This window comes from Ruegeria sp. CDSA221 (genome assembly GCF_059611825.1).
Genome location: NZ_JBXWPK010000008.1, coordinates 145,926 through 168,802 on the forward strand (window position 1 = coordinate 145,926; position 22,877 = coordinate 168,802).

Annotated in this window: 23 protein-coding genes; 14 read left to right on the forward strand and 9 right to left on the reverse strand. The window is 57.7% G+C overall.

The features are described from left to right. Positions 1-87 precede the first annotated feature (87 nt). Positions 88-519, forward strand: a complete 432-nt coding sequence (locus tag AC2FJ5_RS13935; protein ID WP_142638539.1) for a group III truncated hemoglobin — start codon at positions 88-90, stop codon at positions 517-519. A 112-nt stretch (positions 520-631) separates the two neighbouring features. Continuing rightward, positions 632-1,570, forward strand: coding sequence for a DMT family transporter (locus tag AC2FJ5_RS13940; protein ID WP_496706935.1), 939 nt, complete (start codon positions 632-634; stop codon positions 1,568-1,570). A 9-nt stretch (positions 1,571-1,579) separates the two neighbouring features. Here the strand turns inward: AC2FJ5_RS13940 and AC2FJ5_RS13945 are convergent, their stop codons facing one another. Beyond that, complete coding sequence (locus AC2FJ5_RS13945) at positions 1,580-2,305, reverse strand: NYN domain-containing protein (protein ID WP_496793716.1); 726 nt, start codon at positions 2,303-2,305, stop codon at positions 1,580-1,582. A 95-nt stretch (positions 2,306-2,400) separates the two neighbouring features. Beyond that, the gene (locus AC2FJ5_RS13950; protein ID WP_142638535.1) at positions 2,401-3,513 is read right to left on the reverse strand and encodes an S-(hydroxymethyl)glutathione dehydrogenase/class III alcohol dehydrogenase; all 1,113 of its coding nucleotides are present in this window, start codon (positions 3,511-3,513) and stop codon (positions 2,401-2,403) included. A gap of 130 nt (positions 3,514-3,643) precedes the next feature. Here AC2FJ5_RS13950 and AC2FJ5_RS13955 point away from each other — a divergent pair, with 130 nt between their 5' ends. Beyond that, the gene (locus AC2FJ5_RS13955) at positions 3,644-3,931 is read left to right on the forward strand and encodes an I78 family peptidase inhibitor (protein WP_496678465.1); all 288 of its coding nucleotides are present in this window, start codon (positions 3,644-3,646) and stop codon (positions 3,929-3,931) included. A gap of 34 nt (positions 3,932-3,965) precedes the next feature. Here AC2FJ5_RS13955 and AC2FJ5_RS13960 read toward each other — a convergent pair whose 3' ends face one another. After that, a complete protein-coding gene (locus AC2FJ5_RS13960; RefSeq protein ID WP_496793717.1) occupies positions 3,966-4,691 on the reverse strand; it encodes an SDR family NAD(P)-dependent oxidoreductase in 726 nt (241 codons plus the stop codon). Between the two features lie 178 nt (positions 4,692-4,869). On the opposite strand from AC2FJ5_RS13960, the gene AC2FJ5_RS13965 reads away from it, so the two are divergent. Genes AC2FJ5_RS13965 through AC2FJ5_RS13985 form a run of 5 tightly spaced genes read left to right on the forward strand, consistent with a single transcriptional unit; the run spans position 4,870 to position 9,076 of the window. After that, positions 4,870-6,204, forward strand: a complete 1,335-nt coding sequence (locus AC2FJ5_RS13965) for an NAD(P)/FAD-dependent oxidoreductase (RefSeq protein WP_496793719.1) — start codon at positions 4,870-4,872, stop codon at positions 6,202-6,204. Further along, on the forward strand, positions 6,155-6,700 hold the full coding sequence (locus tag AC2FJ5_RS13970; RefSeq protein WP_496706927.1) for a hypothetical protein: 546 nt from the start codon (positions 6,155-6,157) through the stop codon (positions 6,698-6,700). The genes AC2FJ5_RS13965 and AC2FJ5_RS13970 overlap by 50 nt, the downstream gene beginning before the upstream one ends. Then, a complete protein-coding gene (locus tag AC2FJ5_RS13975) occupies positions 6,700-7,923 on the forward strand; it encodes an MFS transporter (RefSeq protein WP_496793721.1) in 1,224 nt (407 codons plus the stop codon). Before AC2FJ5_RS13970 ends, AC2FJ5_RS13975 begins: the two co-directional genes overlap by 1 nt. Continuing rightward, positions 7,920-8,537: a DUF3833 domain-containing protein gene (locus AC2FJ5_RS13980; RefSeq protein ID WP_496793723.1), complete on the forward strand. Its 618-nt coding sequence runs from the start codon at positions 7,920-7,922 to the stop codon at positions 8,535-8,537. Before AC2FJ5_RS13975 ends, AC2FJ5_RS13980 begins: the two co-directional genes overlap by 4 nt. Continuing rightward, positions 8,534-9,076 carry a DUF3833 domain-containing protein gene (locus AC2FJ5_RS13985; RefSeq protein WP_496793725.1) on the forward strand — a complete coding sequence of 181 codons (543 nt, stop codon included), beginning with the start codon at positions 8,534-8,536 and terminating at the stop codon, positions 9,074-9,076. The genes AC2FJ5_RS13980 and AC2FJ5_RS13985 overlap by 4 nt, the downstream gene beginning before the upstream one ends. A gap of 60 nt (positions 9,077-9,136) precedes the next feature. Here the strand turns inward: AC2FJ5_RS13985 and AC2FJ5_RS13990 are convergent, their stop codons facing one another. The 6 genes from AC2FJ5_RS13990 to AC2FJ5_RS14015 all read right to left on the reverse strand — a co-directional run bounded on the left by AC2FJ5_RS13990 (position 9,137) and on the right by AC2FJ5_RS14015 (position 13,547). Then, positions 9,137-10,144 (reverse strand): porin, encoded by a 1,008-nt coding sequence (locus AC2FJ5_RS13990; RefSeq protein ID WP_496678480.1) that lies wholly within the window; start codon positions 10,142-10,144, stop codon positions 9,137-9,139. A 442-nt stretch (positions 10,145-10,586) separates the two neighbouring features. Then, positions 10,587-11,714, reverse strand: a complete 1,128-nt coding sequence (locus AC2FJ5_RS13995; protein ID WP_496793726.1) for an energy transducer TonB family protein — start codon at positions 11,712-11,714, stop codon at positions 10,587-10,589. Next, positions 11,711-12,088, reverse strand: a complete 378-nt coding sequence (locus tag AC2FJ5_RS14000; RefSeq protein WP_271951792.1) for an ExbD/TolR family protein — start codon at positions 12,086-12,088, stop codon at positions 11,711-11,713. Before AC2FJ5_RS14000 ends, AC2FJ5_RS13995 begins: the two co-directional genes overlap by 4 nt. Before the next feature lie 4 nt (positions 12,089-12,092). Next, complete coding sequence (locus tag AC2FJ5_RS14005) at positions 12,093-12,458, reverse strand: biopolymer transporter ExbD (protein WP_496703416.1); 366 nt, start codon at positions 12,456-12,458, stop codon at positions 12,093-12,095. Then, positions 12,451-13,116, reverse strand: coding sequence for a MotA/TolQ/ExbB proton channel family protein (locus tag AC2FJ5_RS14010; RefSeq protein WP_496692821.1), 666 nt, complete (start codon positions 13,114-13,116; stop codon positions 12,451-12,453). The genes AC2FJ5_RS14005 and AC2FJ5_RS14010 overlap by 8 nt, the downstream gene beginning before the upstream one ends. After that, positions 13,113-13,547, reverse strand: a complete 435-nt coding sequence (locus AC2FJ5_RS14015; protein ID WP_496793728.1) for a hypothetical protein — start codon at positions 13,545-13,547, stop codon at positions 13,113-13,115. Before AC2FJ5_RS14015 ends, AC2FJ5_RS14010 begins: the two co-directional genes overlap by 4 nt. A gap of 448 nt (positions 13,548-13,995) precedes the next feature. Here AC2FJ5_RS14015 and AC2FJ5_RS14020 point away from each other — a divergent pair, with 448 nt between their 5' ends. The 6 genes from AC2FJ5_RS14020 (at position 13,996) to AC2FJ5_RS14045 (ending at position 22,686) form a co-directional block, all read left to right on the forward strand. Then, on the forward strand, positions 13,996-17,199 hold the full coding sequence (locus tag AC2FJ5_RS14020; protein ID WP_282022070.1) for an adenylate/guanylate cyclase domain-containing protein: 3,204 nt from the start codon (positions 13,996-13,998) through the stop codon (positions 17,197-17,199). Positions 17,200-17,252: 53 nt separating this feature from the next. Continuing rightward, positions 17,253-18,134, forward strand: a complete 882-nt coding sequence (locus tag AC2FJ5_RS14025; RefSeq protein WP_271951782.1) for an encapsulin — start codon at positions 17,253-17,255, stop codon at positions 18,132-18,134. A gap of 14 nt (positions 18,135-18,148) precedes the next feature. Further along, positions 18,149-18,976: a DUF3237 domain-containing protein gene (locus AC2FJ5_RS14030; protein ID WP_496692824.1), complete on the forward strand. Its 828-nt coding sequence runs from the start codon at positions 18,149-18,151 to the stop codon at positions 18,974-18,976. Then, complete coding sequence (locus AC2FJ5_RS14035) at positions 18,969-21,017, forward strand: hydroxysqualene dehydroxylase (RefSeq protein ID WP_142638506.1); 2,049 nt, start codon at positions 18,969-18,971, stop codon at positions 21,015-21,017. Before AC2FJ5_RS14030 ends, AC2FJ5_RS14035 begins: the two co-directional genes overlap by 8 nt. Positions 21,018-21,020: 3 nt before the next feature. Further along, positions 21,021-22,091, forward strand: a complete 1,071-nt coding sequence (locus AC2FJ5_RS14040; protein ID WP_496793729.1) for a polyprenyl synthetase family protein — start codon at positions 21,021-21,023, stop codon at positions 22,089-22,091. A 130-nt stretch (positions 22,092-22,221) separates the two neighbouring features. Next, positions 22,222-22,686 carry a hypothetical protein gene (locus AC2FJ5_RS14045; RefSeq protein WP_496793730.1) on the forward strand — a complete coding sequence of 155 codons (465 nt, stop codon included), beginning with the start codon at positions 22,222-22,224 and terminating at the stop codon, positions 22,684-22,686. Positions 22,687-22,877: the final 191 nt, after the last annotated feature.

Here is a 22,877-nt window from a genome sequence, read left to right on the forward strand (position 1 = left end):
GAGACAGCGCGACATATACGCGCCGTGGCTTGACAGCACGGGCTACAATCCGATCTGAACGGGACGCAATTCAGTTTCGGAACGCCCATGTCCAAACCTACCTCTCCTGCCCGCCCAGGAATTCCTCCGAGGTTTCCCGCCACCGCTGAACAGATCATGTCGCAGGTGAGCGCATTCTACGCCCGCGTCCGGCAGGACGAGGCACTGGCGCCGGTCTTTGCAAACCATGTCAGCGACTGGCCCCCGCACGAGAACAAGATCGCCGCGTTCTGGCGCAACGCCATTCTGCATGAGCGTTGTTATGACGGAAATCCGCAGCGTATTCACATCGAAAGGCCTGATATCAGGCCCGAATTGTTCGATCATTGGCTGGACCTGTTCGAGGAGGTGGCCCATAGCACCCTGCCCGCAGAAACCGCGCTGCCCTGGGTGGCGCTGGCCCGGCGCATCGGCGTAGGGATGAAAGTGGGTGTACAATCCGCGCGCCAGCCAAAGGACGCGCCACCGATCCTGCGATGATCTCAGATCATGGCCGGTTGCCATGTTAGCGGTAAAATAGGGACTATCAGACTCTGAAAAATGGGTTTATGCAACGGATGAACCCACCATTCCGCTGCCCAAGGTCAGACCCATGAGCACTCAAAACACCACCCTCAGGGGCCTTGGCTATGCGTTTCTGGGCTTTGCTGTCTTTGCCAGCCACGATGCTCTGATCAAGGTGCTGGGCGGAACCTATTCGGTGATGCAAATCATCTTTTTCGCCACGCTGTTTTCCTTTGTGCCGATGGCCGTGACAATCCTGACAGACCGCTCTACCGGCAACTTCCTTCCGCACCATCCCTGGCTGGTCCTGCTGCGGTCGGGGTTGATGGTCACAGGCATGTCCTGCGCATTTTATTCCTTTTCGGTCCTGCCTTTGGCCGAGGTATATTCACTCCTGTTCTCTTTCCCGCTGATCGTCACGGTCCTGTCGATCCCCATATTGGGCGAGGTGGTCCGCGCCCAGCGTTGGGCCGCGGTTGGCGTGGGCCTGATCGGCGTGTTGATCGTTCTGCGCCCGGGTACCACGGACATCACGCTAGGCCATCTGGCGGCGCTGACGGCCGCGTTCTGCAGCGCTTTCGCGTCAGTTCTGGTCCGTAAGATCGGCAATGAGGAACGCTCGGCCGTTCTGATCCTTTATCCGATGCTGCTGGCCATAGTGGTCATGAGCATCGCGCAACCGGCCGTTTATCAACCTCCGTCCCTGTTGCATCTGGCCATGATGGCACTGGTCGGAGTGTTTTCTGTCATTGCCCAACACCTGATTATTCTGGCTTATCGTGCCGCGCCAGCGGGGGTCATCGCCCCCAGCCAATACAGCCAGATCATCTGGGCCACGATCTTTGGCATGGCGTTTTTCGGCGAAAAGCCAGACGGCTGGGTTGCCGTCGGCGCCAGCATCATCATCGCATCTGGTGTCTTCGTCGTCTGGCGCGAGAGCCGGTCGAACACCACCTCGGTCAATACCCCGGTTCTGCGGGTTCGCTCACCGCGTTCGGATACAGGGGCGACACGACCGGGGGAATGACCCCTGCCTTTATGGCTCTTTGCATCTGATCCTGAGACCACCATTTTCGCCGCTCTTTTCAAACCGGTCTATGGCGCGCACCAGATCGCTCAGCCTTTTGTGGCCATAAGAGCGGGAATCAAAATCCGGATACATCTTACCCAGCTGACTTCCGACAATCCCAAGGCTGGTCCAGCCGTCCGGCTCATTGGTATTCTGAACGACATTGCGAATAAGCTGATAGGCATGGTTCAGCTCTTGCTTTGGCTTTGGGCTTTCGGACTTTTTGGCCTGTGGGTTATGTGCCGCTGGCTTCTCAATATTATCAATATAGATGAACCGGTTGCACGCTGCCACAAAGGCCTTGGGGGCTTTGCGTTCTCCTATTCCGATCACATCCAACCCCTGCTCGCGTATCCGACTGGCAAGGCGCGTGAAGTCGCTGTCTGACGAGACCAACACAAAGCCGCTGAACCGACCCGAATGCAGAATATCCATGGCATCAATGACCAAGGCAATGTCGCTGGAGTTCTTGCCGGATGTGTTGGCGAATTGCTGATGCGGAACGATGGCGTATTCGGCCAGAGATTTGGCCTCCCATCCCTGCGGTGACCCGTTCGAGAAATCCCCATTAATCCGCCTTAAACCAGCCTCACCGAGCGTGGCAATTTCTTCGAAAATCTCTGCTGCATGTTTTGCAGAGACATTGTCCGCATCGATCAGAACCGCCAGACGGTCTGTCTTTCCTGTCGTCACCTGAAATCCTCAACCTTAAATTTAATTCATAGTGAGGAATGTAAGACCCAAAAAGGGCGAGCAAAAGCCCGCCCTCGGAAACTATTTCGGTTTTCTCAGTATACCACAACCGAGCGGATGCTTTCGCCCTTATGCATCAGGTCGAACCCATGGTTGATGTCGTCCAGGCCCATGGTGTGGGTGATCATCGGGTCGATCTCGATCTTACCTTCCATGTACCAATCGACGATCTTGGGCACATCCGTGCGGCCACGGGCGCCGCCAAAGGCCGTACCGCGCCAGGACCGACCGGTGACCAACTGGAACGGGCGGGTCGAGATCTCGGCCCCTGCAGGTGCCACGCCGATTATGATCGACTCGCCCCAGCCCTTATGCGCCGATTCCAGCGCCGTGCGCATCACGCCGACATTGCCCGTTGCGTCAAAGGTGTAATCTGCGCCGCCCTTGGTCAGATTGACCAGATAAGGCACCAGATCGCCTTCGACCTCGGACGGGTTCACGAAATCGGTCATACCGAACCGGGTGGCCATTTCCACCTTGGAGGGGTTCAAGTCGACGCCGACGATCTGGTCGGCCCCTGCCAGTCGCAGGCCCTGGATCACGTTCAGGCCGATGCCACCCAGACCAAAGACAATGGCGCGGCTGCCGATCTCGACCTTGGCGGTGTTGATCACCGCGCCGATGCCGGTGGTCACGCCGCAACCGATATAGCAGATCTTGTCGAAAGGCGCGTCCGGGCGCACTTTGGCAAGCGCGATTTCCGGCAGGACCGTGTGGTTGGCAAAGGTCGAGCAGCCCATGTAATGCAGGATCGGATCACCATCCAGCGTCGAGAACCGAGAGGTGCCATCGGGCATCAACCCTTGGCCCTGCGTCGAACGGATCGCCTGACACAGGTTGGTTTTGGGATGCAGGCAGTATTCACATTCGCGACACTCGGGGGTGTAAAGCGGGATCACGTGATCGCCCGGCTTCAGGCTGGTCACGCCCGGGCCGACCTCGACCACCACACCTGCGCCTTCATGGCCCAGAATGGCGGGGAACAGGCCTTCGGGGTCTGCACCCGACAGGGTGAATTCGTCGGTGTGGCAAATGCCGGTCGCCTTGATCTCGACCAGAACCTCGCCCGCCTTGGGGCCTTCGAGGTTCACATCCATCACTTCCAAAGGTTTGCCCGCCTGAACGGCGACAGCGGCACGGGTGCGCATGATGTACTTCTCCCAGTCAAATTTGGCCTGACCCTGCGTTAAATGCAGGGTTTTTTCAACTGCGCTTTGATGGCAGCAATGCTAAATATTTGATATTACAGAAACGACATTGCCAGAAAGAGGAGCGCCAATGCGCCGTTTGACCCCTGTTTTGATTTTGCTGGTCGCATGTACGGAGTCGCCCGCTCCTGAGGACGCGCCACTGCCACTTGAACCCGCCCCGGTCGATTTGGCTTTTTGCAGAGGAGAGCCATTTGCCGATGCGATTGGCAAGCCTGTATCGACCATTCAGTCGCAATTACCCGAACGGTCGCGCGTTTTAGGCCCCGATGACATCGCCACACAGGATTATCGCATCGACCGGTTGAACGTCTTTGTGGACGGCTCGGGGATCATACAGAATCTGACCTGCGGTTAAGCCTGGCAGAAGCCCAAAACCCCAATGTTAGGGCCTATCTTCCGCGATATATCACCCAATCCGGCAAATAGCCCACAAGGCGGATCAGCCATGAAAACGGAGCTGGGAAGTCTGTGCGGAATCTGTGGCGGGACATTGCCCGAACCACATGCTGGGCCGCGCCCTGAGGCGTCATCAGCATCGGCATCCTGAAACTGTTCTTTTCGGTCAGGCGAGTCTTGATGAAGCCGGGATTTACGATCCGAACCGTGACGCCCGAACCCGCCAGATCATGCCGCATGGTTTCTGCCAGTGAAATCAAAGCCGCCTTGCTGGCACCATACCCGACTGCAGATGGCAGGCCATGATAGCCGGACAGCGACCCGATCAGCGTGATCTCCCCCTGCCCGGCCTTAACAAACCCAGGAAGTATTTCGCCCAGAACCCGCAAAGCGCCCTGAAAATTAACATCGGACATCCGAAGAGCGGCCTCGGTGTTCCACTCGGTGCTGCGCATCGGGTCATAAGCCCCGGCATTATAGATAAGGCCATCCACGTTTCCGACAGCGGAAGCGGCACGTCGAACAGAGTCTAAATCGGAGACATCGCATCGAATGGCTTTTGAATTTGGCAGAATGCTGCAGATTTCATCCAGGCGTTTCGCGTTTCGCGCCGACAGGATCACCCGGGCGCCGCGATTGCTTAGAGCTTGCGCCAAAGCACGACCCAAACCTTCGCTTGCGCCAACTATCCAATAAGTTTTCCCGTCAAAGCTGTTCATGCCGACCATTTCTGAATTGTGTTATTTCAATACGGTTACACGGCCAGTTTGGATCACCTTCGGTTGCTCGCGGTGAGGCCGCTAAATTGCAGCCGCACCCGAAAAACCCCTGTCTTGAATGATCCAATCCTGCTCCTACTGCGTATTCATTATCAAAACGTCACGTAACGAGGCTATCATGTTCGACGAAACCCAAAGGGGCAGGAAAAAAATCGCCATAGTTGGCGCAGGCATTTCAGGCCTTTCAGCGGCTTATTATCTTTCCGAAAACAATGACGTGACACTCTTTGAGGCTGAACCCAGGCTTGGCGGGCATGCCCGCACGGTCGTGGCGGGCAAAAATGACGATCAACCCGTCGATACCGGTTTTATCGTCTTCAACTATGCCACCTACCCTTACCTGACACGGTTGTTCGATACGCTGAACGTGCCTGTCGAAAAATCCGAGATGAGCTTTGGTGCGACCATCGACAACGGGCGCATCGAATACGGGCTGAACAACCTGCGCACTCTTACGGCGCAGAAACGCAATCTTGCGCGGCCGGCCTATTACAAGATGATCGCCGACATCCTGCGTTTTGGCAGAGAGGCCCCGGACGAAGCCAAGGACGATGACACAACCATCGGAGAGCTGGTTGATCAGCTGCGGTTGGGGCACTGGTTTCGGCACAATTACCTGATGCCCATGTGCGGGGCGATCTGGTCGACCCCGGTTGAATTTGTGGATCAATTCCCGGCGCGGTCGCTGGTGCAGTTCTTTCGCAATCACGCTCTGCTGGCCAATGGCCGCGCCAATCAGCACCAATGGTACACCGTCAAGGGCGGCAGCATTGAATATGTCCGCCGGATTGACGCCACCCTGCGTGCCCGCGGGGCCGAAATACGTCTGGCCAGCCCCGTTCAGAGGGTTCAGCGCAATGAGATAGGCGTGACCGTTCACAGCCAAGGCCAGTCGGATCAGTATGATGAGATCATTCTGGCCACCCACTCGGATCAATCCCTTGCCATTCTCGGCCAGGATGCCACCCCAGCCGAAGCAGCCGCGCTTGGCGCGATCCAGTATCAGCCCAACACGGCCATCCTGCATTGCGATCCGTCGCAGATGCCCAAACGCCGAGCCTGTTGGTCCAGCTGGACCTATCGCTCGCAGGCCGGGAATGTCGGGGTGACCTATTGGATGAACAGGCTGCAGAATATTCCCGACAGTGACCCGCTGTTTGTGACGCTGAACGCCTCATCCGAGATCGCCGCCGACAAGATCTATGATAAGGTCGAATTCGCCCATCCGGTTTTTGACAAGGCCGCACTTTGGGCACAGGGGCAAATCCGCGAGATGCAAGGACAGAACCGCACCTGGTTTGCGGGCGCCTATAACCGGCACGGGTTTCACGAAGACGGGATTGCCAGCGCGATGCATGTCGTCGAGCGGATCACCGGCACCCCGCAAACCATCGGAGCAGACAATGGCACCCCCGAACAGATCGCGGCCATCCCTGTTGCGGCCGCTCTCTAAGCTGATGTGCCCGGCCATTCTGGCGCTGGCGATGATGCTGCCCTGCGGCTTGGCGGCGTCGCCTTTGGCTGACCGGCTGGGCGATCCACAGGTTCTTGGCAGCTCTACGTTCCGGTTCCTGGGTTTGCCGGTTTACGATGCCAGGCTTTATACGCCCGGCGGCGCACCGTTTAACTGGAATCAAGAGTTCGGACTGAAACTGACATACCGCAAATCCATCGCGCAGAAGGCTCTGATCAAGTCGACGCTTGACGAAATGGTGCGACAGGGCAACCCGACTCCAACCGCCGATCAGTTGCAGGCCTGTTTTCAGGCCGTCAGCAAAGGCGACAGCTATCTAGCAATCCCGGAGGGGCCGGACAAGATCGGGTTCTGGCGCAATGGCAGCAGAACCTGCACCTTGTCGAGCCCGGGTATCACGCGCGCATTCATGTCGATATTTCTTGGCAGCAACACCAGATCGGCCAACTTTACCCGGCAGTTGAAGGGTCAGTGATGCTGTATCCCCGGGTCAGTCTCTATGCGTTGATGCTCGCCGCTGCAGGCATCCCGCTTTACATTCATCTGCCGCGTTTTGCGGCGGTCAATCTGGGCATTGGCCTTGGGGTGATCGGCGCCGTCCTGTTGCTGATCCGTTTGGTTGACCTTGTGCAGGATCCCCTGATTGGCTGGGCGATTGACCGGTGGCCTGGTGGCCAGCTTTTGTTTGCTGCCCTCGCCGCACTTGGGCTGGCGGTTGGCTTCCCGCTGCTGTTCACTCTGTCTGAGGGCGTGTCCGTTGCCAGTTTGGTGGCCATCCTTATCCTGCTGTTTTCAGCCTACAGCCTGGGAACCATCCTGCTCTATGGCCGCAGCGCCACGTTGGCCAAAACGCCCACCCCGTCCGAGCTGATGACACTCGCCGCCTATCGCGAGGGCGGGCAGCTAACCGGCGTGATACTTGCCGCAAGTGCCCCCGCGCTGTTTGTCGCCTTTGGCGCGCAGGCGCAGGGCTATCCTGCGTTCGGGCTGTTTTTGGGCCTCATCGCCATTCTGACCTTTGTCCTGACGGCCCCGATCTGGCGACTCGCGCCGATAACCGGGCAAGCCCTGACCTTTTCCGGGCTCGGCGATGCCGGTGCGTTGCGCCTGCTGGTTCTTGCGCTGATCAACAGCTTGCCGGTCGCCATCACCTCGACTCTGTTTCTGTTTTTTGTCGAAGACCGGCTGCAACTGCCAGGCATGGCAGGACCGCTGTTGATCTTGTTCTTCCTCAGCGCGGGGGCAAGCGTGCCCCTTTGGGCGCGGCTCGGCAATCGGATTGGCCCGAAACAGACCCTAATGATCGCCATGCCGCTGTCGATTGCGGCCTTTGTCAGCGCCGCGACGCTGTCAACCGGCAACCTTGCCGGGTTCGCCCTGATCTGTATTGCATCGGGCGCCGCACTTGGGGCGGATATGGTGGTGCTGCCGGCCATGTTCTCGGTAGCTCTGACACGCGCAGGTCTGAACGCATCCGCCGCATTCGGCATCTGGTCTTTCGCGGGTAAGCTGGGGCTAGCCCTGGCGGCCTTTTTCACCCTTCCATTGCTGGAACGCAGCGGATTCACTCCGGGACAGGCAAATTCAGCCGAGGCGCTGCGAACGCTCAACCTCGCCTATGCCATTTTGCCGTGCATCCTGAAACTCGGCGCGTTTGGAATGGTCCTGACGCTGCCAACTGAGGTCTCAGCCAAATGAAACTACTTGCTATAGCCCTGCTCATCATCTTCGCCCTGTCCATTGCAAAGGGGCGCTATCTTAGCTTTCGGGCCCAATCGCCTGAGGATTACAGTGGCACCGGCCCGGCGTTTAAGATGACGGAAAACCTAAACGGGGAAATCCTGTCCGAAGGGCTGATCTATGGCCCCGACGGTAAGATGTCGAACAGCTTTGTCGCCCGTATGGTCGGGGAATGGGACGGCAACACAGGCACCCTGACCGAGAATTTCACCTATTCCAACGGCAAGAAGATGGCTCGCAAATGGTATCTGACTCTGGGCACGGGAAACACATTCATTGCGACAGCAGATGACATCGTGGGCGAAGGGCACGGCACGGTCTCGGGCTCGACCGTAAAGCTGACCTACAAGATCATCCTGCCCGAGGACGCAGGGGGACACACGCTGGACGTAACCGACTGGATGTACCTGACGGAAAGTGGCGTGATCATGAACCGGTCCGAGATGCGAAAGTTCGGCATCAAAGTCGCCGAGCTGATCGCCACCATGCGCCCGGCGCCCTCCACCAAATCAGCCTATCTGGACCGGGCGAATGGCCATGACACCGCCGCTGAAACACGGGTGCTGCAATGAAACCACGTCGTCTTGTCATCGCGGGCCTTGCTGTTCTGGGGCTGACCGTTCTGGCTGCCTGCTCCGCCAAACCCCGAACCCCCAAGACCTTTTTGTCCGATCGGCAGTTGAACCTGGAAGAGTTCTTTGAGGGTCAGACTGTGGCCTATGGTCAATTTCAGGATGTTCTGGGCAATGTGCCACGCCGGTTCACTGTTGATATCAATGGCACATGGGATGGCGAGACGCTGACCCTGATCGAGGATTTCGTCTATGACGACGGCGCAACCGAGCAGCGCGTCTGGACCCTGACCAAAACCGGCGAGGATAGCTGGACCGGCACAGCCCCCGGCGTGCTGGGCACCGCCAGCGGGATCGAGCGTGGCGATACCTTCAACTGGACCTACAAGATCGACCTGCCCGTCAAGGACGGGACCATGCGGGTCGATTTCGATGACTGGATGTGGATGCTGAGCGATGACCGGCTGCTGAACCGGGCCTATGTCTCGCGCTATGGCATCCGGCTGGGTGAGGTCATTTTGTTCTTTGAAAAGAAATAGTCAGACAGAAAAAGGGCGAACCCGAAGGCCCGCCCTTAGATCAATCTGGTTCAGATCAGCTTAGAAGTTGAACTGAGCACCAAAGTCGGCACGGATCTTGCCGTCGTCGTCGCCGTCTTTGATCTCGCCAACTGCACCACGCAGCGATACACCGCCGCCCAGGTCATAGATGGCGCCAACACCGATGTTGCGGGTGTCGTCGTCAGCCGAACCGTCACCGTAAACCAGCTGCAGCGTGGTTGCCGCACCCAGATCATAGGCGACCGAGAAACCATAAGCGGTGCCGTCTTCGGCGTCGTTGTTGACGTCATCGTCAGCCACGAACAGGGTGCCGTAGAAATCGCCCAGTTCTGCACCCAGGGTCAGAACAGTCAGGCTTTCCTTGTCAACGCCTGCACCTTCATCAGTTTCACCATATGCCAGCGAGGCGGTGAAGTTGTTGAAGGTGTAAGATGCGCTTACGTCCCAGCGGTCACGGTCGTCAGTGATGCCTGCGCCCAGGAATTTCGTGTCCTGGTCATAGGATGCCGAGAATGCCAGATCGCCAACGGTGTAGCGGAAGAACACAGCATTCGCGCCCGTGCCGGTTGAGCTGTATTCCAGGAAGGAATAGTTCACGCCCGAATACTGACCCAGGAATTCTTCCAGGCCCGGCTCGGTACCGAAGTAGTCATCCAGGTTGTCGAACGAACCCGAAACGTTACCGGCGTCAACACGCAGGCCGCCATAGATAACCGAGAAACGGGCGCCATTCAGGCCAGCTTCGTTCTGCTCGCCGGTGCTTGAATCGTCATCCGCCTGCAGACGAACACGGCCCTGGAATTCAACGCCGCCATCTGTTTCGGCACTGGCGTCGATGTTCAGACGAAAACGCGACACCAAAATGGTATCGTCGGTCGAGGCGTTGTTTGAATTGACCGCACCAGACGCGGTCGTTGTGGTGGTGGTTGCTGAACGGTCTTCTTCATAGCCCAGACCAAAGCGGCCATAGCCGCTGAATTTGACTTCCGCGGCAGCAACACTGGCGGTTGCAATCAGCGCGGTCGATGCGATGAGTACGTTTTTCATGGTTAATCCATAAGTTTTGAGAGGAGTAGTGCCACCGAAGCGGCGGCTAAATTCGTCGAATAAATTCAACATGGGCACAATAGCGAGACGGGATTTTCCACGCCCTCTGCCTGCAACGGTGTTGCCACTTTGCACCGGGCAAAAAGGCCGCAGGGCGCAGATATTCAAGCTTTTCGAGCACTTTGTTCGCCCATTGGAAACGTTACAAAAAATTGAACGCAAAAAAGCCAGACCACCTCTTTAAACCGGGAATTATTGACAGGTCGCATGATTCAGGGATTCTCGGTCCCTACCCCTGTTGTGACTGCAGCCCAATTTCAGGTGAGTCGCAATCTGAGAGTCCGCATTCCGGGAATTGCCACGCCCAAGACCACGCCCATTCAGACGGCATAATGCCCAGCCGCGCCTCGGGTCGGATGCGATCCTGCTGCGGCACCATATGCTAGTTGCTGCTATAGAAAAATGACAGGCTGCGGCTGACACCGCCAGGGGGCAACGGGAAAGGCGACGCCGCGCGAACCTGCGCCTTGGCAGCACGGTCGACTTCGGGGGATCCAGAGCTGTCGACCACATCGACAAAGGCCAAGGTTCCATCCGGGTTGATCTGAAAAAAGACCTGAGCGAAACCGCGCGCCGAAACATAGACCAAAGGCGCCCGGTTCAGATGCATGAGCACACGGCCAGCATAGTTGGTTTTGCTGGAATTGCCTGGCCCCCTTCCCCCTGAACCGGCACTGGTGTTGCCGCGTGTGAACGGGTCAATCCCCGCGCGTTTGTACTGCGACAGCGGGGATTCGACCTCTTTCTCAGGGAACCGCAGATCACTGAAATCGTTGGAGCCCGGCAAGACGCCCTGCGGTTTGGAACTAGGCCGTTGATCCGGTAGCTTCGGACGCACCGAAGAGGTCAGTGCCGTCTCTGTCTCTTCCTCCGCCTCAGGTTCGGGCTCGACAAGTGGGATGTCGACGTCGGGAATGTCAGCTATCAGCGGTATGTCGGGAACCGGCGATGGCTCGGGCGTGGGAACTTCAGCCGGGGCCGGGTCAACCGCTGCCTGTTCTTCGGCTTGAACCGGGCTGGCCTCGGGCACTCCTTCGGGTGTTTCGGCCTGCTCACTGGGTTCGGCCTGAGGCGTGGAATCTTCGTCCTGGCTGGCGGCTTCATTTGCGTCCGAAGGTGTCTCAGACGTGGTTTCCGACGGCTCAACCGTTTCCGTCACCACCGGGCGCACGATTTCGGACTTGCCCAGATCGGGTGAAGGGACCTGCTGAGGGTTATCAGAGGCGACCAATGCTTCGCTGACCGGCACTTCTTCGGGTTCGGGTGCCGGTTCGGGCGCCAGCGGCTCTTCCGGTTCCGGTTCGGATTCGGGGGCGGGCTCGGGCTCAACCGGGTCCGCAACGACATCGGCAATCTCCTCGAACTCATTGCCCAGCGCGATGGCATCGGCCGGGCCTGCAGGTTCCGTGGTTTCAGTCAGACGAGGCGCCGTCACGCTCAACCCGACTAAGTGAATTAACAGGGACACTAGGACCGCAATAGCCGCAATGACAACCGAGCGTCTGATCATTCCAGCGCCTTTTCGGTCACAACAAAGACTGAGGTTGCCCCCAGCCGCCGCAAAGTGCCGGTCACCTCGATCAACCGGTGACCGGGCGCATCCCGGTCGGGCACGATCCGCACCGGCGCGGGGTCGCGGCCGGTCATATAGGCCTCGGGGGTCATCGGCTGGCCCCGAAAGCTGAGCAATCCGTTCTTGTGCAGAACCAACGCGTCGGGGGGCTCACTGCCCTCCAGTTCCGACGTATCCACAAGTTGCAGATCCGGATCCAGCGGCGGCGCGATGGTTCCGGTGATCAAAAAGAAGATCAGCATCAGAAACACGACATTGATCAAAGCAATGGTCGAATCGCGTTTGCGGCGGGGTCGAATATTGCGGATCATCGCCTCACTCCAACACCAGAACGCTCAACCCGTCGCGGCCACGCAACCGTACCAGCAGATTGACCAGCCTTTGCGAGGTTGTATCGGGGTCGAGGCTGACCAGGACCTGACCGGTGTTCACCTGTTCGACCACGTCGTCCAATGTGACCGGCACACCGTTCAGGATCAGGCGCTCTGAGCCCAACTGCAGAAACACCCGCTGACCCGTAACTTCGTCGACAGAGGCGCCACCGGTGGCGCTGCTTAATTCGATCTCGGCATATTTCGAGAATGTCGAGGTCAGCATGAAAAAGAGCAACAAGAGAAATATGATGTCGATGAGCGGCGTCATCGACATTGGCCGTCGCACAAATGGTGCAGAATTACGCATGATCTGCTGTCGTTGGGACAGCGGCCACCTGGGCAGAGTCTGACGATCCCCGCCCCGGAACAAGAACGGTCCTCAAGGCCTTGTCGGCAAAAACCCGTTCGCGCGCAGTGCGACTTTCGAACCAGGACAGAACCATCGAGGTCGGCATCGCCACGGCCAGACCAACCGCTGTGGTGACCAGCGCTACCCAGATACCGCCCGCAAGCAGCGAGGGATCAACGGATGATCCGGCAGTCTGCAGGCTCTGGAACGCTTCGATCATGCCAAGTACGGTGCCGAACAGGCCCAGCAGCGGTGCCAGCTGTGCCACGGTGTCCAACAGACGAAAGCCGCGCTCAAGGCCCGCCAGGGCCAACCCGGCCTCGGCATCCAGCCTTTGGTCCAGCCCCGGCACGATGGGCGCATCCATGGCAGAGTTGACCAGCGGCGCAAGATAGCTGCGGCTTTCCGCCAGCTTGGCCCTTGCGGCCTGCGTGTCACCGGCATCCCAGGCCGCAAGCGCCTGGGACAGGATCTTGTGCCGACCGACACCGGAAACCGTGAATTGCCAAAGCTTGTACAGCGTGACGGCCAGCGTCACGATCGACATGGCGATCAGGACCGCAACCACCGGCCCGCCAAGGGCAACAATTTCACGCAAAGCATCAAGCGGGCTCATCTGAGAAACTCCACATCTGTTCGGTTGTTTAGCGTAAGGGCTTCGTCGCAAAGATCGCTTTCGGCGCCTTCGACCGTACATGTATTGGATCCGTTGATCAGAATCCGGCCAACATCGCCGCAGATCATGTCCGCGATGCTGAACTGCCGCACCCGCAGACGTCCCGCAGGAATATCGCGGAAATTATACAGCGACAGGCTGACAACATTGCCCTCCGCGTTAAAGATAACGGTTTCAAAATTGGCGGCCTCAATCTCGGCACCGGTCTGATTTTGCAACAGAAATGACAATCGGCAGTTGCCATCGACCTGTTGCAAATTGTTCAGTTCCATCAACAGCCCAGCGCTTGGGTCCTCGGCGGATTGCGCAAGGGACATGGTTGGAATGCCAAGACAAAGGATCGCTAGTTTCGCCAGGCGGAAAGACGTCACAGGTATTCTCCCGGTAATTCAATGAAGACATCGAAGGCCGGCGTTTCGGTGCTGGCGCGTTATTCTTTTATCCAAGAGCTATGGCCCGCGAAAGGGCTCGCGACGCATTTGTGACCAACCGGCATATTTATCGCCATCCGGTCAGGCCACTGGTTTCCGGCCGGATTAACCTGAACCCCTGAGGCCTTGTACCTGGTGCCAATTAACCTCGGACCGACCGAAATTGCGTCTGAGTGGTCCGACCAAACCGGGCTGGTTCCGATTTGACAACAAAACCATTCATTTGGGAGGCTTGACCGCAATATCATAGCAATTCGGCCTGACATCTGCCACACTTGTTACCAAATTGGTCTGATACCACGTCAATCTTTTGGATTCGGCGCGATATTGACGCGAATGAGGCATGCAACGATGTGCCGAAGAAGTACCAGGGGGCAAGCGCTGATCAATGACGACTGTCATCGGGAAATCCACACGCCTTTCAACTATTCTGCAAAACGCCGATCTACATGACTTCAGCGCGCGGTTTCTCGAAGAAGGGATAGACGACGTAATATTGGACGAATTGACAGACCCGGAACTTCGAGATCTGGGTTTGACAGTCGGTCAAAGGAAACGTTTTCGGCAAACACAGGCAGAACTGAAGCTTCAGGAAGCGTCCGACAAACCCGCAATGTCCCGCGTGGCCGAACGGCGACAGCTGACGCTTGTATTCTGCGATCTGGTCGGGTCCACACAATTAGCACAACGGCATGATCCGGAAGAGCTGATGCAGATCATGAATCTGTATCTGGACACCGCCATCGGCACGATGAAACAACACGGATGCCACCTGGCTTATAAGCAGGGCGATGGCATCATGATGTATTTCGGATATCCGAAAGCCACTGAAGATGATACCGAGCGCGCGGTGCGTGCGGTTTTGGAAACCATCGAAGCGGTTCAGAATCTGGAAAACAAGTTCGGTGAAAACCTGGACCTGCGCGCGGGAATCGCAACCGGAGTTGTCGTTGTCGGGGTTGTTTCCTCTGCCAGCCTGGGAACACAGGATTTCATTGTTGGCGAAACGGCCAACCTTGCCTCACGCCTTCAGGGATTGGCCAATCCCGGTGAAGTTGTCGTCTCGTCCGAGACATGGCGCCTGACAAAAGGGGCCTTTAACTTTGAACCGCGCGGCAATCACGAATTGAAGGGATTTGATGGTGAGCGCTCGGTCTTCCGCGTTATTGACGAAAAGATCGCCGCCAGCCGGTTCGACGCGCGCACCGGCAAGTCCACGGTCAAATTGGTTGCCCGCGAAGACGACCTGACCGGCCTGACAGGGCTTTGGGATCATGTGCTGCGCGGATCGGGTCAGGTTGCGCTGGTTGGTGGCCCGGCCGGTATCGGGAAATCGCGCCTGATCAATTCCCTCAGCAAAACGCTGGGACAAAGGCCTATGACCCTGCAATGTGTCCCGCATCTTGCCAGTTTGCCCCTGCACCCGCTACGTGCCGAGCTTCGACGGTTTGCAGGGGATGAGACTGATACCGACAAGGTAACCGAGTCGATCAGGGAATACGCGAAAAACGCCTCTCGTTTGACCGAAGAAGATGCTGCGCTGCTATTGGATTTGGCCGGGTTTGAAACTGACGCTCCGGTCGAACCCGATCCGATCAAGAAAGCCCGCAAATCTTTGGATTTGCTGATCCGCTGTGCCGGGAGCATCTGCGATGAACGCGGGTCATTGCTGTTGGTATTCGAAGATGTGCACTGGGCGGACGCAACCACGCTGGATGCCTTGGACGCGCTGATCGACGCCTTGGACCAATTGCCCATCCTTGTGGTTCTGACGCACCGCCCTGAATACGAGCCTCCGGAACATTTTGAAGGCCGCGCGTCAATCGTCGAATTGACACCTCTTTCGGTTCTCGAAGCGTCTGAACTGGTGCGCCGTGTTGCCGTACCGCGCAGCCTGCCGGTCACTTTGGTCAGACAGATTGTCGAAAAAGCCGATGGTGTGCCGCTTTATATCGAGGAAATGACCAAGGCGGTTCTGGATCAGCTGCCGCAGGACGTGCCCATCGACGCCGGGGTAATGGGAACCCTCAGTATCCCCGCAACTCTTCATGACTCGCTGATGTCGCGGCTGGACCGGATGGAAAATGCGCGACCTGTAGCGCAGTTGGGATCCGTGATTGGCCGCAGCTTCACGTCGGCGATGATCCATGCGGTAGCACCCAAGGACACGGATGTGGAATCAGCATTGATCCAACTGATCGGTGCAGGTCTGGTATCCATCACCAGCGAAGCCGGGGCGCCGACTTACACGTTCCACCATGCGCTGGTGCAGGACACAGCGTACCAGTCGCTTTTACTTGAAGACCGGGAACAGATTCACCTGAAAATCGCCAAAGAATTGCTGGCCGGTCACAAGGCTTTTGGTAACCCTACACCGGATACCGTGGCGCATCACTGCGATCTAGGCGGTCTTAAGGGCGAGGCTGTTACCCACTGGGTTCTGGCGGGTGAACAGGCCCTCAGCCGCCTTGCGAACCTACCGGCGATTGCCGCTTTTCAGGCCGCATTGCGCAATATCGAAACGATGCCCGGCGGTCCCGAACGAGATGGGGTAGAGCTTGGCGTTCAGATGAATGTATTGCCTGCGTTCATGGCGATACACGGTTGGTCATCCACACAGGTTGGGCAGACCGCAGCCCGTGCGATGCATCTTGCACAGGCGCTGGGTGCGGGCGAAACCCTGTTTGCCGCAACCTTCTGCCGATGGACGCATTTCTTTGTGTCGGGCCAGATGAACCGCGCACTTGAGATGGCGCAGGCCCTTGACGGCATGGCCAGCCTTGCACCGGATCCGGTTACAAACGTCCTTGCTGCTCGGGCACTCAGCTATACTCATTATTTCCGCGGCGAGTTTGCCGATTGCGAAAGACAGCTTGAACGGGGCCTTGCCCTGATCACGCCCGAGCTTGACATGGCCATGATGCCGATGACCCAGTCCTCGACCAGCGCGTCGTTCTTTGCCATTCAGGGCTGTCTTCTGTGGCAGCTTGGCAAATTCGACGAGGCCGAAGAGGCCCGCCTGAAGTCGATCGAAATCAGCAAGCCGTTCGAACACGCCCCCAACCTTGTCTACATTATGGGCGCGTCGTCGATGTTCCTTCCGTATGCGGGCGAATGGGACTTGCTGGACGATACGATGAACGAAGCGCGTCGGATCGCGGACGAAGAAGGGTTCCTGTATCTTCACGCAATGCAGGATATCTATCTGGGTCTGGCTCAGGCGGGCAAAGGTGACGTGATCGGGGGGGCTGCTCGTGTCGGGACCTATATGGACCTTGTGTCCCAGGCTGGCGGCAACTTTACCTTCCCGCAAAACCAGATTGTCCTGTCCGAGCTGTTGATCGATCAGGGTCATATCGAGGATGCCCTGAACCGGCTTGAACATGTTTGCACGCCCGGGTGGGAGCGTGGAGAGATGCTGAACAAGCCAGAATATCACCGTGTGCGCGCCAAAGCATTGGCCGCCCGTGGCGACCTTGACCAAGCTGTCACCGAGGCAAATCAAGCCCTGCAGCTTGCACGTGACATCGGGGCAGTTGTTCAAGAGAAACGCGCTCTGGATTGCCTGAACAAATTTGCTAAAACGTTATGAAATTAGATAGCTGCCAGATTTAACCGCGCAGTGCCATCCAGAAGGGGGAGACGATGACCGAAGCACTTGAATTGGACCAGCAGCAGTGGGACGCTGTGAACAAGGCCGTCCACGATGAAGCGTTGCGCGCGCGTATTGCTGCCAGTTTTCTGCCGCTCTACGGCCCGCTACCGGCTGATACCCAATCGGTTCCTCTGAACAAGCTTGAACTGGTTCCCGAAGCGACCGGTCCAAAGATGCGCTTTGGCGTGAATGATTTTGATACGACGCGGCTGTCGACAGTGTCCGTGAACGTCCATGTCAAAGGCGCACAGCTTGCAGATCCTGAACTGGCCGCCGCGCTGATCATGTTCCGCCGGGCGGCTGCCATTGTCGCACGGGTCGAGGATGAGATCATTTTTAACGGTCAGGCCGGCACCGGTGAAGGCCCCCAACCCGCGCCCGGCGCACCCGTCACGCTGCCCCCAGTTTATACCGTAAGCGGTGGTGGAAAATACGAAGGCCTGCTGGAAGCGGGGGAGGCACAACCCATTTCCAGCGGTTCCAAGAAAAAGCCTACCGGCCCCGAGGTATTCGAGGCCGTGGTTGCGGGTATCAGTCAACTGGAATCCCTGGGTCATCTTGGACCCTATGCCTGTGTGATGGGTAACGGCCTGTTCCAGGCGGTCACGACACCGATGGAAAACTCGATGGTCCTGCCCCGCGACAGCATTCTGCCATTTCTGGACGGGCCGCTGCTGCGGTCTGGCGCATTTCCGGTGAACAAGGCCGTGCTGGTGTCTTTGCAGGGCGCACCGGTTGAGATTGTTGTGCCTTCTGACATTGCTGTCAAATATCTGCAGACCTCGGCAGATGGCGATCATATCTTCCGCGTTCAGCAGAAATTCCGCCTTAGGATCAAAGAAGCTCAGGCTATCTCGACCATCACGTGCTGACCGGCGCGATGGGTATGCGGGAATTCAGCGACGGCGGGGTCACCCTGCGCTGGTCCGAGGCCGCCTTTCAAGCAGCCACCGGGGTACAGCGGGTTCTGGTTGAGGCCGGGCCTGCGATATCTCCGCATGACACGCTGCGCCTGTTCTATCGCGAAGGCGGCGGACCTGAACGGGCTGTCCGTGGGTGGCCACTGGGTCAGGATCCACAAACGGGGTTGCAACAATTTGCAGCGGCCCTGCCCGTTCCCGCTGTGGGAAAACAGATGACCTGGCGGCCGGTTCTGACCTCGGGCGGGCGCGATTATGACCCCGGAAACGCGGTCGCGCCGAAACCAGAAGATCGCGCGCCAAAACACGAGACATCCAGTCCGGTGCTGGATCATATCGCCCATTTTGAGGTGCCGTTTTCGGGCAACTTCAACCCATCGGGTGAAACTCCCGATGGCATATGGCTGCATTTTGCGATCAAAGAAGGCGGTACCGTGACCGGCCCGAACCTGAACGGAACGATCGAGCCCGTGGGCGGAGACTGGATGCGCGTGCGCCCTGATGGCGTGGGTATTCTGCATGCCAAGGCGCTGATCAATCCGACAACCGGCGGTGCCCCGGTCATGTTCGACGATACCGGGATCTGCGATTTCGGTACGGATGGCTATGCCGCCCTTGCCAAGGGCAAGCTGCCACCCAGTGCCCCGGTTCGGCTGGCACCCCGGTATCTGACCTCGAATCCGCGTTATATGTGGATCAACCGTCTGCAGGGTTTCGGAATCGGAGAGGCCAGCCTGTCCGACATCACCCTGCGATTTGACGTCTATTCCGCGAAAGGAACATCCGATGGCTGAAAAGGTGGTCATATTAGGCGGAGGCGTCGGCGGGATGAGCGCCGCGCATGAGCTGATCGAACGGGGTTTCGAAGTCGAAGTGTATGAGCGTCAGCTTATCGCCGGCGGCAAGGCACGCAGCATTCCCGTGCTTGAAGGTGAAGACGATCACGGTTCGAAAGAGGAACATATCAGAGCGCTGAAAGACTGGATCGGGATGCACGGCTATGACCTGCCACCCGGTGTCAAACGCCCCTGGTTGCCCGGTGAACATGGGTTCCGGTTCTTCCCCAACTTCTACCGGCACATCACCAATACGATGTCGCGCACGCCCTATTATGACAAGGGCACCTGCTACGACAATCTGGTTCCGACAACCCAGGTATTGGTCAGCCAGTTCGACCACCCCGGTATCATCGTACCCGAGCGGTTTCCACAATCGCTAAAAGAGGTCGCCAATGCGCTCAAGACCTTTGCCTATACAATCTCGCCGCGCAACGAAATCGACTTTGAGGATATCGAACATTTCCTTGGTTGCATGTGGCGCATTGCGACCTCGTGCAAAGAGCGCCGGTTCGATGAGTATGAACGTATCGGCTGGTGGGAATTCATCGGCGCCGCGGAGCGGTCCGAGGCCTATCAGAAGTTTCTGGCAATCGGCCTGACCCGGTCACTGGTGGCAGCCAAAGCGACAACCGCAAGCACCAAGACCGTTGGCGATGTCGCCATTCAACTGCAGCTTGGGATCGCAACACCCGAGGCGACCAGCAACAGGCTGCTGAACGGGCCGACCAATCTGGTCTGGATTCAGCCTTGGCTGGAATATCTGAAAAGCCGGGGTGTGGTGTACCATTTCGATTCCAAGGTGACCGGGATTGAATGCCGAAACGGCCGAATTGCCAGCGCCACGGTTGAACAGGACGGCACGCAAAAGCAGGTCACCGGTGATTGGTTCATCAGCGCCTTGCCCATTGAACGCATTGCACCTTTGGTGACGCCGGCCATGACAAAGGTAGATCCGGGTCTGGCCAAGCTGCCATTGCTTGCCGAAGACGTGCAATGGATGAATGGCATACAGTTTTACCTGACCAAGGATGTTGAACTGGCCCATGGCCATGTGATCTTTATCGACAGCCCTTGGGCGCTGACGGCTGTTTCGCAAAAACAATTCTGGTCCCAGATAGATTTTGAAAACTGGGCCGACGGTAAGACCAAGGGATTGCTCTCGGTCGATATTTCCGAATGGGACAAGCCGGGCACAAACGGAAAAACCGCGCGCGACAGCTCTCGTGAAGAAATCGCCAAAGAGGTCTGGGAACAGCTCAAACGCAGCCTGAACGTTGATGGCAACATCGTCCTCAGGGATGAAGAACTGCACTATTGGTTCCTGGATCCCGACATCGTCGAGGACCCAGATCATCCTGCCCGAGAAAGCAATGTCGAACCGTTGTTGGTAAACCGCATCAACAGCTGGCGGCTGCGGCCCGAAGCGGCGACGCTGATTCCGAACTTCATGCTTGCGTCCGACTACGTCCGGACCAACACCGACCTGGCCACCATGGAAGGCGCAAATGAGGCTGCCCGAAGAGCCGTCAATGCCATCCTGCGGCGCAGTGGTTCTGAGGCGCAGCCCTGTGAAATCTGGGATCTGCATGAGCCCGACATCCTGCAACCCCTGCGGGCCTATGACTATGCCCGATATCAGGCGGGTGAGCCCTGGGATGAACGCTTTGCCATCGCTGTCGAGGCCGCTTTGCGCATGGGACAAGACGCCACCGGCACCAAACGTGGTGGGCAAGGACCGCTGGCCGCGATTGGTCCGCTGACGGCCGAATACTCCAAGCCCGGCGGAATTGTCGAAGACCCTGCGATCTCGGACGCGTTGCGCATGGTCGCGGCACCTCCAGAGCTCTATAATCTGATGGCCGCGCATCTGCCGGGCCGGGACACACCGATCCCCGGCGCGGACTTTGCTGAAGATCTGGCGATCGGCATTGTCGAGGCGACCTCACCGCCAACCGACACGTCCGGTCGCAAAGTCATCATCACACAGAAGGGCTGACAGGTGACTGTTCCCAAGGCGCAGCCGGCATCCGCGGCCACGCAAGGCTTCCTTGAGCAACTGACGCGTTATGGCGATCAGGCGCGCAAGGTACTGTTGGACAAAATGCCAACGGGTGAGCCGCAAGCCTATCTCTATGGGCCTATGCGAGACTATATCGAAACCTCGGGCAAAGGACTTAGACCTGCCCTTCTTCTGGCCACGTGTGAAGCATTCGGCGGAAAGGCCGAGGATGCCGAAATTGCTGCTGCGGTCATCGAATTGCTGCACAATGCATTTCTGGTTCATGACGATATCGAAGACCTCAGCGATTTCCGACGGGGTCGGGAATGTATGCACAAACGTCTTGGTGTGCCTTTGGCGATCAATATCGGCGACGGCATGCAATCTCTGGCGCTTAGCCTGCTTCGCCAGAACCTCGGCCCTCTGGGCCCGATGACCGGCGCGCGCGTGGTGGACGAGTTTGATCACCTGCTGAAAGAGTCGATCGAGGGCCAAGCTCTTGAATTGGGATGGATAAAAGACAATCGCCTTGACCTCAGCCCGTCCGACTACCTGACCATGTGTCTGAAGAAAACCTGCTGGTACAGCTTCATTCACCCGATGCGTATAGGTGCCCTGATCGCGCGCCCAGACGATGTCGCCTCCGGAACGCTGAATCTGGATGACTTCAACGCGTTCGGCTTTTTTCTGGGGGCCGCCTTTCAGATCCAGGATGACGTTCTGAATCTTGTGGGAAGCCAGGGGAAATACGGCAAAGAGATCGGCGGGGATATCTACGAAGGCAAACGCACGCTGATGCTGGGCCGTCTTGGGGCGCAGGCGGATCGGCAGGAACAGTCCCGACTGTCAGAGTTTCTGGAAAAGCCAAGAACGGCCCGTTCGGAACAAGAGGTCGAATGGGTATTGGCGCGGATGAACCACTATTCTTGCATTGAATATGCTCAGGCCGCAGCAAATGACCTGCTTGCGGCGGCCCGTCGGGAATTCGATCTTGTATTTGCAAATACCAACGCGGCGCCGCGCGCGTTTCTTGGTCAGTTCATGGATTATCTGGTGGCGCGTCAAGTCTAACACTCGCCCTATTTTTTGTAGATATTCAATATCTTAAATTTCGAAATCCCGTGAATCCACCGCCGAATCCAATACGCATTCCTTTCAAGTTTGTCATTTACTAAACGCTGTAGGCTGTGCACATTAAGCTATGCCTTATTTCGAGCGAAAACCATTTGTCAGCGCTCTCCGCACGGCCACCAAGGCCGTTCCGGAGCAGGATACACTTCCGATATCTCAGATCGCACGGGGCATTCTGAATGCGGAAAACAGCACCACACAACAGCTGGACGGACCCTTTCACTGCCGCAAGTCCTGCAGGCCCGGTGAGACAGGAACCATTCTGTTATCCTTTGCTGCACCTGCCGGAGCAGACGTTGTCGACTTGCAGTTCGAACCGGGCGACATGATCAGCCGCGACGGCAACGTGTTGCCAACCGACAAGATGAGCATCCAACCTTCCGCAGTCCGTATTCCCCCGGGACAGGCCGTCGACGTTGCCGTAAGCCTCACCATTCATGATCTGGCAGAACCCGGCCAATATCAGGGGCGCGTATACACCAAAGGCAGCGAAAACACCGCCATCGTTGTCACCTTTGAGGTTGTGGCTGACTAAAGTGATCCTGCCCAGATGATACGGTGCAGTATTGCCCGTGGTCGGAGTTTTCTATTTCGATTACACATATGCAGAAAAATAGCTTCGAAAAATATTTCGAATCGTAATCATGTGCCTCATACGGAGCTGGCACCGGGCGAGGCTAAACATGCGCCTCATAGATAGCTTAACTATTCCTGCCATTGGGTTGT